This is a genomic window from Priestia sp. ABM2_011 (genome assembly GCF_056158845.1).
The window spans coordinates 4,238,179-4,252,552 of the sequence record NZ_JBSWUB010000001.1 but is presented as its reverse complement, the minus strand read 5'-3'; the positions used below and the strand labels follow the sequence as shown (position 1 = coordinate 4,252,552).

General features: G+C 40.1%; 12 protein-coding genes. 8 read left to right on the top strand and 4 right to left on the bottom strand.

Annotation, left to right across the window (positions count from 1 at the left end; genetic code table 11):
• The first annotated feature begins 169 nt into the window (after positions 1-169).
• From ACXAE4_RS22495 to ACXAE4_RS22465, 7 genes are all read left to right on the top strand, one after another.
• Complete coding sequence (locus ACXAE4_RS22495) at positions 170-634, top strand: C40 family peptidase (RefSeq protein ID WP_013055770.1); 465 nt, start codon at positions 170-172, stop codon at positions 632-634.
• Between the two features lie 195 nt (positions 635-829).
• Positions 830-1,705: an N-acetylmuramoyl-L-alanine amidase family protein gene (locus ACXAE4_RS22490; protein ID WP_289578744.1), complete on the top strand. Its 876-nt coding sequence runs from the start codon at positions 830-832 to the stop codon at positions 1,703-1,705.
• A gap of 217 nt (positions 1,706-1,922) precedes the next feature.
• Complete coding sequence (locus ACXAE4_RS22485) at positions 1,923-5,735, top strand: SpoIID/LytB domain-containing protein (RefSeq protein WP_165573265.1); 3,813 nt, start codon at positions 1,923-1,925, stop codon at positions 5,733-5,735.
• A gap of 183 nt (positions 5,736-5,918) precedes the next feature.
• Complete coding sequence (locus tag ACXAE4_RS22480; RefSeq protein ID WP_099330662.1) at positions 5,919-6,761, top strand: aldo/keto reductase; 843 nt, start codon at positions 5,919-5,921, stop codon at positions 6,759-6,761.
• A 93-nt stretch (positions 6,762-6,854) separates the two neighbouring features.
• Positions 6,855-7,031: a hypothetical protein gene (locus ACXAE4_RS22475; RefSeq protein ID WP_165573266.1), complete on the top strand. Its 177-nt coding sequence runs from the start codon at positions 6,855-6,857 to the stop codon at positions 7,029-7,031.
• Between the two features lie 197 nt (positions 7,032-7,228).
• On the top strand, positions 7,229-7,396 hold the full coding sequence (locus tag ACXAE4_RS22470; RefSeq protein ID WP_080974226.1) for a Fur-regulated basic protein FbpA: 168 nt from the start codon (positions 7,229-7,231) through the stop codon (positions 7,394-7,396).
• A 49-nt stretch (positions 7,397-7,445) separates the two neighbouring features.
• Entirely contained in the window at positions 7,446-7,649 is a 204-nt protein-coding gene (locus ACXAE4_RS22465; RefSeq protein WP_016766443.1) for an IDEAL domain-containing protein, read from the top strand.
• A 528-nt stretch (positions 7,650-8,177) separates the two neighbouring features.
• Here ACXAE4_RS22465 and ACXAE4_RS22460 read toward each other — a convergent pair.
• The 4 genes from ACXAE4_RS22460 to ACXAE4_RS22445 all read right to left on the bottom strand — a co-directional run bounded on the left by ACXAE4_RS22460 (position 8,178) and on the right by ACXAE4_RS22445 (position 12,792).
• Positions 8,178-9,533 (bottom strand): arsenic transporter, encoded by a 1,356-nt coding sequence (locus tag ACXAE4_RS22460; protein ID WP_049163175.1) that lies wholly within the window; start codon positions 9,531-9,533, stop codon positions 8,178-8,180.
• 504 nt (positions 9,534-10,037) lie between these two features.
• Positions 10,038-11,147 carry an o-succinylbenzoate synthase gene (gene menC, locus ACXAE4_RS22455; protein ID WP_475236964.1) on the bottom strand — a complete coding sequence of 370 codons (1,110 nt, stop codon included), beginning with the start codon at positions 11,145-11,147 and terminating at the stop codon, positions 10,038-10,040.
• Positions 11,144-11,971 carry a GNAT family N-acetyltransferase gene (locus tag ACXAE4_RS22450; RefSeq protein ID WP_155017036.1) on the bottom strand — a complete coding sequence of 276 codons (828 nt, stop codon included), beginning with the start codon at positions 11,969-11,971 and terminating at the stop codon, positions 11,144-11,146. Before ACXAE4_RS22450 ends, menC begins: the two co-directional genes overlap by 4 nt.
• 26 nt (positions 11,972-11,997) lie before the next feature.
• On the bottom strand, positions 11,998-12,792 hold the full coding sequence (locus ACXAE4_RS22445) for a MurR/RpiR family transcriptional regulator (RefSeq protein WP_155017037.1): 795 nt from the start codon (positions 12,790-12,792) through the stop codon (positions 11,998-12,000).
• Positions 12,793-12,983: 191 nt separating this feature from the next.
• On the opposite strand from ACXAE4_RS22445, the gene ACXAE4_RS22440 reads away from it, so the two are divergent.
• Positions 12,984-14,354 carry a sigma-54 interaction domain-containing protein gene (locus ACXAE4_RS22440; RefSeq protein WP_155017038.1) on the top strand — a complete coding sequence of 457 codons (1,371 nt, stop codon included), beginning with the start codon at positions 12,984-12,986 and terminating at the stop codon, positions 14,352-14,354.
• The last annotated feature ends 20 nt before the right edge of the window (positions 14,355-14,374 follow it).

Here is a 14,374-nt window from a genome sequence, read left to right as displayed (position 1 = left end):
CCTCTTTTTGATAAACAACTAAAGATAAAAATTCCTAAGTAACCATTTTGTAACATTATTTAATCATAGCGTAATAGTTTTTGAGGCTTTTTTCATTATAATTAAACCGAACACATTGAAAAATAGGTTCATAGAAACGTAACGTTCGGTTACATAATGGAGGAAAAAAATGAAAAAAGCCATCATTGGGTCTATAACGGCAGCTGCAGTTTTATTTAGCGGAGCCAGTCCGTTTATTGCACCTGCTCAAACAGTGGAAGCAGCGTCATATTCATACAAAGACACGGCTATTGCTACTGGTAAAAAATTAATAGGTGTTCCTTATAAATGGGGAGGCACAACAACAAAAGGTTTTGACTGCTCTGGATTTATTCAATACATTTTCAAAAAAGCTGGAAAAACACTTCCGCGCACAACGGAACAAATGTATCGAGTAGGGACAAGCGTTTCAAAAGCAAAGCTTCAAAAAGGAGATTTAGTTTTCTTTCAAACGTATAAAAAAGGTCCTTCACATGTAGGCGTGTACTTAGGGAACAATCAGTTTCTTCAAGCTTCTACGTCTAAAGGCGTGACAATTACATCTCTTAGCAACAGCTACTGGAAAGCACGTTATATTGGTGCAAAACGGATTTAACCATCCGTCATTTTTTTGGAAAACAACACTACATTGTGTAGTGTTGTTTTTGTTTGCATATACATAACATATTGCCGATATTATTTTTAACGTTTTATACAAAAAAAACCATATTCTGTGAGATAATAGCGTTAACACATTTTGTACTTTAACATAAGGAATATCCCACTCTATTCGAAAGTTTGGTGAGCGAAGATGAAGCGCTTAGTATGGAGTTATGGAATAGGTATTGTTGCAATAGTAGCAGTACTCTCATTTTTCTTTATGATGAAAGGTCAAACAGAGAAAGCCGTCGTTAGCGGAGATGTACCAAAAGCTCATGCGCAGGGAGAAAGAGTGAAGCAGCCCATCTCACAGTTCCGAGCAGTACAGCCTCATGAAGCAGGTAATGAAGTGAAAAATGTAAAAAACAACATGCCTGAAAAAGCCGATCCGCCTCCGTTTTTAGTCTACATTGACCCTGGTCATCAAGCTCAGGCTAACCTAGAGAAAGAGCCAATCGGGCCGGGAGCAGCAGAAACAAAAATAAAAGTTTCCGGAGGTACATCAGGTGTGGTGACCAAGAAGCCGGAATACAAGCTGACGTTGGAAGCCTCTATGATATTAAAACAGCTTCTCGAAGAAAAAGGCATAACCGTAAAGCTTACTCGCAGTTCTCACGATGTGAATATCAGCAACCGGGAACGAGCGGAGCTTGCGAATAATTCAAAAGCTGACTTACACGTACGTATCCATGCAGATGGTTCTGAAAATACTTCTGTAAAAGGATTTTCTGTGCTCACTCCTGCAGAAGATAATTCCTATACAAAGTCTATTTATCAAAGCAGTTTACAAGCATCTCAAGCTATTCTGACAGAGGTGGAAAAAGATCAGTTTGTCGAAGTGGACGGCATTCGCTATCGCAGTGATCTTTCAGGATTTAACTGGTCGACTGTACCCGTAACGCTAGTAGAGCTTGGGTATATGACGAATTCAGAAGAAGACCGGAACCTGTCTGATCAGGCTTACCTTACAAAGCTGATGAATCATGTTGCAGACGGTATCGTGGCATATGAAGGAATGACAAAATAAAAGGTGGGAAGACCTATAAAAGCGTGTGACTAAATCAATTGATTTATGTCACACGTTTTTTTTGTCGTTCATATGATATAAAAAAGCGTTTTTTCGACAAAAAAATGGACGAGCAGAAAAGAAAACTAGGTAAAATGCTTTAATTTTTATAGAACTGTGTCGATATAACGAGAGATATTAAAATGCGTTAGACAGTACATGAAAATGGGGGAACAAGATGAGAAAGTTAACGGCATTAGCTTTAGTACTAAGCGTACTGCTGTTTCAATTCACGCCGCTTGCTAGCGTGAAAGCTGAAACGGTAGAACCAGTTGTGTCTGTAAAATTAGTAAACTATTTAGGAGATCAGCATGCAATTACAATTAAGCCGTCTTATTTATACACTATTAAAAACTCGGATTTGGTCTTAAATGCAAATACAGAGTATACGGTAACCGCAACAACTCAAGGTGTCACTTTAAAACAAGGAAGCACTGTCTTAGGTGAATTTACAAGCTTTGAAATTACACCGTCTCTTTATAAAAATCCCGTATCTATTAACGGCAGACAATACTTAGGTGACGTGGCGTTTACAAATGAAAAGGGAACGTATGTCAGACCTGTTAATACGCTCCCGATTGAAGACTATTTAAAAGGCGTTGTGCCAAATGAAGTCTATACATCTTGGAATCTGCAAGCTTTAAAAACTCAGGCGGTAGCAGCGAGAACATACGCAATGAGCTATGCAGGAAAAGTAATCAATGACACGGTAAGCTATCAAGTATACGGTGGCTATACGTGGTACGACAGCACAAACCAAGCAGTAGATCAGACATTCGGACAAGTAGTCACCTACAACAATAAATTAATCAACGCCGTTTTCTCATCAAGCAACGGGGGAAGAACCGAATCAAACAGCAACGCTTGGGGAGGAACTCAGCTTTCTTATTTCCCGGTGAAAGAAGATCCATACGATAAGCAGACGCCGTGGACGTTAGCTATTCAAAAAACGCAAATTGATTTAACAGGAAAAGATTTAGCTAACTATAGCGCTTGGTGGAATACGGTTTCTGAAAAAGATAAAACCGTTACAGATAATTTGAAGTCATGGTTAGTAGCCAATAAGCATCCTGGTAAAACGATTAAAATTACGTCTATTCCAAAGGTGAGTTTTTATGCTCCTTCATCAGGAGGCCGTGTGACTAAAGGTGCGATTACAGTGGACTACCTCGTTAAAGGAGATGTAGACAGTTCGCAAAAACTAGTGGTTCATCATTTGGAATTAAAAGATTTAACATCGACGAAGCTAAAATCAATGTTAAACAGCCGTGCGATGCTTAGTCTGCTTGTAACGGAAACAAATGAAACAAGCACATCAACAACTTTTAATGGGAAAGGAAATGGACACGGTGTTGGAATGAGTCAATACGGTGCTCAAAAAATGGCAAGTCTAGGAAAAGACTATCGTGAAATTTTAGATTTTTACTATCCAACAACTACTCTTTTAAGTTTTTATACAACAAAATATCCGCGAAAAGAGCAGGAGCAAGAACCACCGAAAGATACGGTTGCACCTGATGCACCTTCAGTTAATGCATTAGGAGATAACCAAACATCGCTTACGGGCGTGACAGAACCAAATGCTTCTGTTATTGCAAAAGTGGAAAATGAAGTAATTGGAACGGGTCTTGCTGATGAAACTGGAAAATTTGCAATTACGATTGCCAAGCAGCCAGCAGATACAAAAGTGTCTGTAACGTCTAAAGATGCAGCTGAAAATGCAAGCACGGCTACAGTAGTGAGCGTAACGGATCAAACGCCGCCTTCTGTTCCAATTGTAAATGAAGTAAGTGACCAAGATACGACCGTAACAGGCGTAACAGAAGCAAACGCCGTCGTGACGGTAAAAGCAGGCGATGCAACGTTCTCTGCAGTAGCGGATGGTAACGGTACATTTACTGTTTCAATTCCAGTACAAATAGGCGGAACAACAATAGCGGTAAGTGCAAAAGATAAAGCAGGAAACGAAAGCCAAGCGCCTTCTTTTGCGGTTAAATCTATGTTAAAAGCACCGCTTGCACCCAAAGTAAATGAAGTAAGTGATCAAGACACAATGATCAAAGGAACGGCTGAAGCAAATGCAACGGTTATCATTAAAAACGAAAGTCTTCAGCTTGCAGCAGGAAACGCGGATGCTAAAGGAAATTACAGCATTTCGATTGCAAAACAAAAAGCAGGAAGCACGCTGTACGTGACGGTTCAAAATGCAGGTGGAACAAGTTCAGCCGCTGCGGTGACCGTACAGGATAAAACGGCACCAGCTGCGCCAAAAGTAAATGCAGTAAGTGATCAAGATACAAAAGTTACAGGTGCAGCAGAAGCAAATTCTACAGTTACGGTAAAAGTAGGAACTACAACTGTAGGAACGGCTAAAGCAGGTGCAAATGGAGCGTTTTCTGTTTCCATTTCTCATCAAAAAGCGAATACAAAGCTAAGCGTACAAGCAAAAGATGCAGCAGGAAATAGCAGTACTGTATCGACTGTAACTGTTACGGCAAAGCAAAAAGCTCCGGTAAAACCAACAGTGAATGAAGTGAGTGATCGAAGTACAGCCGTTACGGGTACCGCAGAAGCAAATGCAACGGTTGTCATTAAAAACGGAAGTCTTCAGCTTGCAGCTGGTAAAGCAGATGCTAAAGGAAATTACAGCATTTCGATTGCGAAACAAAAAGCAGGAAGCAACCTGTCTGTAACGGCTGGAAACACAGCGGGCGTGAGTCCAGCTGTAACTGTAACCGTGCAGGATAAAACAGCACCCGTTACACCAAAAGTGAACGCTGTAAGCAATCAAGATACAGTCGTAACGGGAAGCACAGAAGCGGGCGCGGAAGTGCATGTGAAAATTGATAAAAAAGTAATTGGCAAAGGAAATGCGAAATCGGATGGAACGTTCAGCATCACCATTCCAAAGCAGCCTGCTGCTACAAAATTAGCTGTTATTGCAAAAGATGCAGCTAATAACTATAGCTCCAATGCGTTTGTAACGGTTAGTGCCGTACAGACAAAACCAGCGCTTCCAACCGTTAATACGCTTACTGAAAAAAGTACAGCAGTAACGGGAACAGGAGAAAAAAATGCGTCCATTTATATTAAAGTAGGCGGAAAGATTATTGCAAGTGGGAAAATTGATGGAAACGGCAAGTTCAGCGTGAAAATTCCTGCTCAAAAAGCAGGAACAGAAGTGACGGCGGTACTGCAAAATAAAGTAGGATACAGTCCGTATAAAATTGTAAAAGTGCAAGACACAACCCCGCCGGCACCTCCGGCGGTTGATGCCGTTACGTCTTTGTCCACGTTTCTCTCTGGAAAAACGGAAGCAAATGCCGTGATTACGATTAAAAGCGGTACAAAGCTAATCGCGTCAGGCAAAGCAGATACTAAAGGGCAATTTAAAGTAACGATTCCAAAACAAACAGCAGGCGTAAAGCTGGCTGTTACAGCAAAAGATGCAGCCAATAACTACAGCTCCAATACGTTTGTAACGGTTAGTGCCGTACAGACAAAACCAGCGCTTCCAACCGTTGCTACGCTTACTGAAAAAAGTACAGCTGTAACGGGAACAGGAGAAAAAAATGCGTCTATTTATATTAAAGTAGGCGGAAAGATTATTGCGAGTGGGAAAATTGATGGAAACGGCAAGTTCAGCGTAAAAATTCCTGCTCAAAAAGCAGGAACGGAAGTGACGGCAGTTCTGCAAAATAAAGTAGGATACAGTCCGTATAAAATTGTAAAAGTACAAGACACAACCCCGCCGGCACCTCCGGCAGTGAATGCCGTTACGTCTTTGTCCACGTTTCTCTCTGGAAAAACGGAAGCAAATGCTGTGATTACGATTAAAAGCGGTACAAAAGTAATCGGATCAGGCAAAGCAGATAGCAAAGGCCAGTTTAAAGTAACGATTCCAAAACAAAAAGCAGGCGTAAAACTGGCTGTTACAGCAAAAGATGCCGCTGGAAACACAAGTTCAGCAGTCAATATAAACGTTAAATAAAAACAAAAAAGAATTCTCTGCGGAGGATTCTTTTTTTAGTGATTTTTAAGAGGGATAGAAGGTTACTAAAAAGTTACCTTAGAACTTTGAAGTGCCTAACTTACTTTAAAGTGGGTTCTATCTTTTTCTTTTTTTCTGTTTCATAATAACAAATGTAAAGAAATTAGCAGGGGGTTTTTTATAATGAGCAATCATTTGCAAGATACAGTAACACTTCACAACGGAGTCAAAATGCCTTGGCTTGGATTAGGTGTATTTAAAGTAGAAGAAGGGCCTGAATTAGTGAACGCCGTGAAAACAGCTATCGTCAAAGGCTATCGCAGCATCGATACGGCAGCTATTTATGAAAATGAAGAAGGTGTAGGAGAAGGAATTCGCCAAGGTCTGAAAGAAGCAGGTCTTTCACGCGAAGACATTTTTGTTACATCAAAAGTTTGGAACGCAGATTTAGGCTATGAAGAGACGCTAGCTGCTTATGAAACAAGCTTACAAAAGCTTGGCTTAGAATATTTAGATCTATACTTAATTCACTGGCCGGTAGAAGGCAAGTATAAAGCAGCGTGGAAAGCATTAGAAACGCTGTATAAAGAAGAAAAAGTAAGAGCTGTGGGCGTAAGTAATTTTCAAATTCATCATTTAGAAGACTTAATGAAAGATGGAGAGGTTAAGCCTGTTATTAACCAAGTGGAATATCATCCTCGTTTGACGCAAAAAGAGCTGCATGCTTTTTGTCAAAAGCACGATATTCAGCTAGAAGCATGGTCTCCGCTTATGCAAGGAGAATTGCTAGATAACGATGTGTTAAAAGAAATTGCTGAAAAACACGGCAAATCAGTTGCTCAAATTATTCTGCGATGGGATCTGCAAAACGGAGTTGTAACGATTCCAAAATCAACAAAAGAGCATCGTATTGTTGAAAATTCATCGCTATTCGATTTTGAATTGGATGCTGAAGACGTAAGTAAAATTAATGAATTAAACCAAAATCACCGAGTAGGTCCAGATCCGGACAACTTTGATTTTTAATAGAAGAACTAAGAGGCTGGGAGAAACGTATTTTAGCCCAAGTGAAAAACGAACCATTGATCAACAAGTTTGATTAGTGGTTCGTTTTTTTTTATGGTGAATACAGCTTCATCTGTTTCGTCCTTCCAGCGGTTGATTGAAGGGCAAGGCGAAGACTCCTGCGGGAAAAGCGGGACAGATGAGACCCCGCAGGAGCGTAAGCGACGAGGAGGCTCAGCGCCCGCCTGCGGAAAGCGAAGCCTTGCATGGAAATCAACGGCGGTGTCATAAGCGGTTCAGCTCATGTATCTCATTTGTTCGTCTTTAGGTTGGATTCAGTTAGTTCTGTCCCGGCCTCTTTTTATGCATTATTACATAAATTTAACATTTTCTTCACAGTAAGCTAAAGGACGAGCCGTATCATAAAGAAAGGTCGTGAAAGATAGAGAAATCATTTCATTTTTAAGCGTAAAATAGGCGGTGTAACGATGACGAAACAAGCTTACTCTCACATACAATGTAAAAAAACATCAATGATTGATTTATTGCTGGATGCAGGAGTTTATAAAAAAGGAAACAAGCAGCTATACGAGCTTACGCTTCAAGAGCTAGAATCAGAATACGAAGCTGTTTCACAGCAGCGCATATCTCCATGAAATTTTGATACATTGCTAGAATTTGTTATAATAGAGGAAAGGATAGGAGTTGATTTATATCGAAAAGCACCCGACAGACTCGCAGCCCATCCGTATGGATATCCTCGATTCTATATTTGCTAAAATGGTATTAAATAAGGCTATCCGAGATTTTAGAAGAGATCAAATTTTACGTGAAGTCGATCAAACATTAGAAGAAAGAAACAAAGAGAAATTTTTTCAATTAATTGAAGAATTAAAATCAATTTCGTAAAGGGCGTTCGCGCGATAGAATTTGATTTTATCATTTTAGCATATAAAAACAGGTAAGAAGCGGCATGCTTAGTTACCTGTTTTTTTGTCGTTTTATTGTAAAACAAGGCCTTACATAAGAAGTGCACCTTGCTAGTAAACAGACAAAAAGAGCAAGTCTAATGTACTCACTCTTTTCAGAAAGGTATGGGTGTTAATGAGAAAATGAATGTCACTCTCTAAATGTTGCGTGTGGGGTTTAGAAAGTTCTATGCATCTGCATATTTTCTACTTCATTCGCTCTATGTATTGTTAAAGTAACAATATAACCATATCTTATCACATGAAGGAAATTCGATTCAATATATTTATTGATTTTCTTTTTAAATTGTTCTAAATAATTAGTGAATGTAAAAAATTGTTTTTATTGGGTGAATGTGTATCTATGAAAAAACAATAGAAAAATCTAGTGAGTTTTTATGGGAGACATTTGTTTATTTCTGACGGACTGTAAGCTTCAAAAGAGTACAATCCGTCCTGTAAATCAGTATTAAGAAAAAATGAGCTGAACCCAGTAGAATAGGAGGAAAAGAGTAACGATCGTGGTAAGCGGGATAACAATAAGTGATACTTTTAAATAATCTTTCCATTTTACCTTGATATGATTTTCTTTTAAAATATGCATCCAAATAAGAGAAGCCAGTGTTCCAATCGGCAATAAAAGCGAGCCCATATCACTTCCAATAATATTAGCAAGATAAATGGTTTTAAGAGTAATAGGATCGAGCCCCATTTCAGTCAAGGTAATGGTTCCGACCATTAAAGCAGGGTGATTGTTAAACAAGTTAGAGAGAATAGAAACAAGTCCTCCCATGATAAAGCTTGCTTCAAAAAGTCCTCGATTTACAATTGGTTCGCAAACTTTTACAAGCAGCTCCGTTAACCCTACGTTATGCAGTCCGTAAATAATAACGTACATCGAAAAGGCAAAAACGAAAATGTGCCACGGCGTTTTCTTTAAAATATCAATCGGGTTTGTACGTAAGTGATACCATCTCCAAATGAGTAAGATCAGTGAGCCCAGTACAGCAACCAATTCGATTGGTATGCCGAAATAAGAGGCGACAAATAGGAGACAGCGCATAACAAATACAAATAATAAAACTTTCAGCATAAATTGTGTGCGTTTACGTTTTGTTTCAACAGAAATGCTTCCTTTTAAGGGGTGAAACTGTTTCGTAAAGAAACTTTCTTCTATATCTTTTGAAGCATGCGGCAGTTTTTTTGGCAAATGGCGTTTTACGACCGTATACATGAGCCAAGACATAAATAATAAACCAAGTGTCGCCGGTACAAACATCATCGCTGTGTGCATATAAAGCGACATATGAACAATTTTTAAGGCAATCAAATTGACAATATTACTTACACCTATAGGCGCACTGGAAGCGGTAGCAATAAGCGCTCCACTTAAAAGGTAGGGGATCTGCTGGTGGGGTTTTAGCTGAAGGTTTTTCAAAAGTAGAATTAAAATTGGAGTGGTAATTAAAATACTGCCGTCATTATTAAATAGTAAAGTCATTAAAAAGCAAAGCAGTTGAATGTACCAATATAATCTGTACCCTGAGCCTTTGGATAAACTCACTAGTCGTGCAGCTGCCCAGTGGAAGAATCCAAAACTTTCTAATATGACGGCCATGACAATGGTGGCAATAATGGTGATAGAAGCGCCGCTTATCTTTGCAAAAATATCAACAATGTCTGATTTGGATACAATCCCTGTAAGCAGGATAATGGCTGCTCCTATGGCTGCCGGCCATGCTTCGTTGATGCCGTTTGGCCTCCAAAAAATGACGAGCATTGTCATTGTAAACACGAAAATGGCAATTCCAATTTCAATATTCATCAGTATGCTCCTTTCTTCTAAAATTTGTAATGAATATACCCTTGCATGTCCCTTACACTCTATTTATATTCATTTATTACTAGAAGGATTGTGCATAAGACCATTTTTGCTAATATGTTTGTTTATCTTGCCAAGGCACGTATCATCTCGGGAGAGGAGCCTATAAAAAAGAGGCTGGGACATAACTAAATCCATCCAATCTAAAAAGAAATCAATTGAATAAAGGAGCTAGTATGCGTTGCTTTTTACACCGCTGTTGATTTCCGTGCAAGACTCCGCTTTCCGCGGGCGGTCGATGAGCCTCCTCGTCGCATACGCTCCTGCGGGGTCTCATCTGTTCCGCTTTTCCCGCAGGAGTCTTCGTCTTGCCCTCCAATCCACAGCTAGAAGCCACTACATACATGAAACCTACGTTCACGTTTATCATCACAATAAAAAGATCCGAACGATTCATCGTTCGGATCTTTCTTCAACTAACATACTTTTGGTCCAGGATCTTCAAGGTCAGCAAGTATAGGTTTTTTCGTGTAAAGTTAGCGCTTGTATCTGGTCACGGTCAGGTTCATAGCCAATGCCTGGTGTATCAGGAACGGAAATAATACCGTTGTCGACCGTGATTTCCGGGTGAACGATATCACGCGGCCAGTATTTAGATGATGCAGCCGTATCTCCGGGAAGCGTAAAATTAGCTAGTGTGGTAATGGCAATATTATGTGCTCGTCCTACACCTGATTCGAGCATGCCGCCGCACCATACGGGTACACCGTGAGTTTGACAAAGGTCATGAATTTTTTTGGCTTCGGTTAGTCCGCCTACCCGGCCAATTTTAATGTTAATAATTTGCGTGCTTCCAAGTTTAATAGCTTTTCGAACGTCTTCAGCTGAATGAATGCTTTCATCCAAGCAAATAGGCGTGCGCATGCGGGCCTGCAGTTCAGCGTGATCAATTAAATCATCATGAGCTAACGGCTGTTCAATCATCATTAAATCAAACTCGTCAAGCTGAGCAAGGTGATCAGTATCTGCAAGCGTATAAGCAGAGTTCGCATCAACCATCAGCGGAATAGAAGGGAACGCGTTTCGAATCGCGCGCGTCAAGTTAAGATCCCAGCCCGGCTTAATTTTAATTTTGATTCGCTTATATCCTTCATTCAAGCCGGCTTCAATTTTTCGAAGCGTTTCGTCAATCGTAGGCTGAATGCCAACGCTGAGACCAACTTCAATTTGACTTTTACTGCCTCCTAGCGCTTTAGATAGAGAGAGGTTTTGCCTGCGCGCATACAAATCCCAAACAGCGCCTTCTAACGCCGCTTTTGCCATGTAATTGCCGCGAATATGAGCAAAGCGTTGAGATACTTCATCAGGATGCTGAATGTCTCTCTGTTGAAGCAAAGGAATTAAAAAATCCTCCATGATGTGCCAGTTTGTTTTGAGCGTTTCTTCTTTATAAAAAGGATCTGCGCACGCTACGGATTCAGCCCAGCCCGATCGTCCGTCTTCGTCTTGAATTTCTACTAAAATAAAATCTCGATCCACTTCTTTTCCAAGACTTGTCGTAAATGGATGAAGTAAATCCATTTTTAAATGGCGTAAAATGACGCGTTTGATCTTCATTTTTGCACCTCTTTTTTCGTTAAAATGTAAAAATGAACGGGCGCGCTGCTTTCTGGATGCTTCATAAAATCTGTTACTTCAAATCCTTTTGCAAAACACGTTTGAAATACGTATCTTGTACGCATCCGCCAGTCCAATGCGAGAGAAGGAGAGACTTCTTTCATTTGCTGAAAAGCAGACGGAATAGCTACAGACACGACGTCACGACCCAACCATTTTTCATCAATACCTGTAACAGAAGGAAACCCTTTATCCGTTAATGTCCATTGAATGAGCGATGCGTCCATTATTTGATCTGGCGTATAGAGAGGCTGAGCTCGCTTTGTATCCTCTAAAGATGCCCATTCTACAACGAATCGATCAGAAGGCAAGTCAGCATTTAACGGATCATTCATGTCTCCGTAGCAGTTTTCAATATATGTAGAACAAACGGCTCCAAGCTTTCCAATATTTAAATACCCGTTGGCGCTTTCTAAAGGATCATACGTCCAGCTGATATATGAATAGCCCTTTTTTTTACTTTCCTGGCGCTGCGCATGCTTAAGTTTGGCACCGATACCCATGCTGCGATAGGCAGGGTCAACTGCTAGTATATGAGAACATAAATACACGCAATCTCCGTCAAACCCTGGAAAGCTATATTGAAAGCCAATCAGCTTTTCATCTAGAAACGCACCGAGAACAAGACCTCCGTTTTTAACAGCGGTCAAAGTTTGATGAACGGGCGTTGCTTCTTCTTCTCCCCAGACGCGGCTTTCTAATGCGCGTACTTCTTCTAGTTCATTGGTTGTTATAAGTGAACGAATCGTTAAAGCTTCAGTCATTTGTTTACTTCCTTTCTTTTAATCATTTATTCTAAAAAGATGCCTTGCTCGGCATAGAGCTTTTCTAAGCTTTCTTGCCGTTTTCCAGCCGTTTTTTCATCTCTTTTTTGCATGCTGCTAATGACAATTTGAGATAGGGCAAGAAGCGATAAAATATGTTCGGTTGTACCGGCTAAAAGCGTGATATCAGCGATTTGACCTACCGGAGACAGACGGCGGTCTGTAATGGCAATGACTTTTGCTCCTTGTTTTTTAGCCTGCTGAGCTACTTCGAGCGCTTCTTTTGTATAGCGCGGCAGTGAAAATACAACAACGGCTGATGCGCTCGTGAGATTGCATAGCGTTTCAAGCAAAAATCCAGTTGGAAAAGATAAAAGAACATGATTGCGAAGCTGATTCATTTTATAATACAGCCAGTAGGCTGCCGTATGAGATTCACGGAAACCTGCAATATACACTTGATCACTTTTGATAAGCGCATCTACAGCTTGAGATAATTCCTTTTCGTCAACAGGGGAAAGCCATTCACTAAAAGGTTTCTTTTCTTCCGCTTCAGGCTTGCTAGCTGCTTCTTTTGATTCTGCAGAAGAAAGCCATTCTTTTCGCATTAGCTCCTGCAAATCGGAAAAACCATTTAATCCAAGTGCGTAAGCTAGACGAATAACGGTTGTTTCACTGACACCTGCTTCTTTGCCAATTTGCCCGGCCGTGTACAGCGAGCCTTTTTCCATAAAATTGACGAGAAACTCCGCCACTTTTTTCTGACCGCGAGAAAGGTCAGGGAATTTATGTTTAATTAATTCTTGAAATGATTGATTCATATAGCCTCCTAAAAAAAAGAAGTTATAACTTCATAAAAATATATTAATGCATTTTTAACTTCATTTCAATTACTGTTTCAAAATAAAAAGAAGCCTTCGTGATATAATAAATTGATTATTCAAAAATAAATGCCGTTATTCAAAAACGAATTGTATTTTATTCAAAAGTGAATAGAAAGCGGGGAGCATACATGAATTCAGAATGGAATGAAAATCAGTGGATCCTTCATTCATTAAAAGATGATTTGCTTGTGACGGATGAAAAAGGCATCATTGTCCGAATACATGAAGGAACGGGAAACATTTACGATGTAAAAGCTGAAAAACTGCTGGGAAAGTCTGTGTATGAACTTGAAAAACAAGGACTGTTTACCCCAATCGTTACCCCAATTGTGCTTGAAACAAAGAAGAAAATTACGCTTGTACAAACAACTAAACAAGGCAAGCAGGTGCTCGTTACGGGCATTCCGGTCAAAGATGAAAAAGGCGAGATTAAAAGAATCGTCAGCTATTCTCACGATGTGACGGAGCTGATGGAAATGAAAACATATCTTGATGCGATGGAAGGCGAAATGCAGCGCGTAAAGAGCGAGCTTATGCTGCTGCGGAACCAAAATCTATCAACAGAAGGAATTGTGTGCAACAGCGATAAAATGCAGCACGTTCTTCGTACGGCCGTTCACGTTTCGAACGTAGACGTAAATATTTTGCTTTTAGGGCAGTCCGGAGTAGGAAAAACGCATTTAGCCAAGCTGATACATAACAAAAGTACAAGAAGCAAAGGGCCGTTTATTGAAGTGAACTGCGGGGCGATTCCAGACCATTTATTTGAGGCTGAACTGTTTGGATATGAGGCAGGGGCTTTTACCGGTGCATCTAAAAATGGAAAGGTGGGGCTGGTCGAATTAGCAGACGGGGGCACGCTTTTTTTAGATGAAGTGGGAGAGCTGTCACCGGCGCATCAAGTGAAAATTTTAAAGCTCATTCAAGAAAAACAGTTTTATTCCGTTGGAGGAAGAAAGCCTAAAACCGTGGACTTTCGCTTAATTGCAGCGACGAACAAAGATTTAGAAAAAGCCGTTGCCGAAAAAGAATTTCGAGAAGATTTATATTTTCGTTTAAGCGTCGTACCGATTACCATTCCATCTTTGAACGAGCGCCCTGAAGATATTTTTCCGCTGCTCACACATTTTGCCGAGCAGTTTGAAAAGAAATACAACCGAAAAAGAACGTTTGATAATGCGGTTATTCACGCACTGCTTGCACATGAGTGGAAAGGAAACGTACGAGAGTTAATCAATGTGATTGAACACGCGGTGGTTGTGTCTTCACAAACGCTGATTACAATGGAGCATTTGCCGCATTCTCTGCATAGGAAAAAACGGATTCAACACGTTGAAGAACATGGGGAAATGAAGCTTAATGACGCGTTAAACGAGCTGGAAAAAGAGATATTAGTAAAAGCAAAAAAACAGTATAAAACGACAACAGAAATAGGCGAAGCACTCGGAATCAGTCAGCCTTCAGTTGTTAGAAAATTAAAAAAACATTCTGTTTTTTAACGTCTTTGGCACGCTCTTTG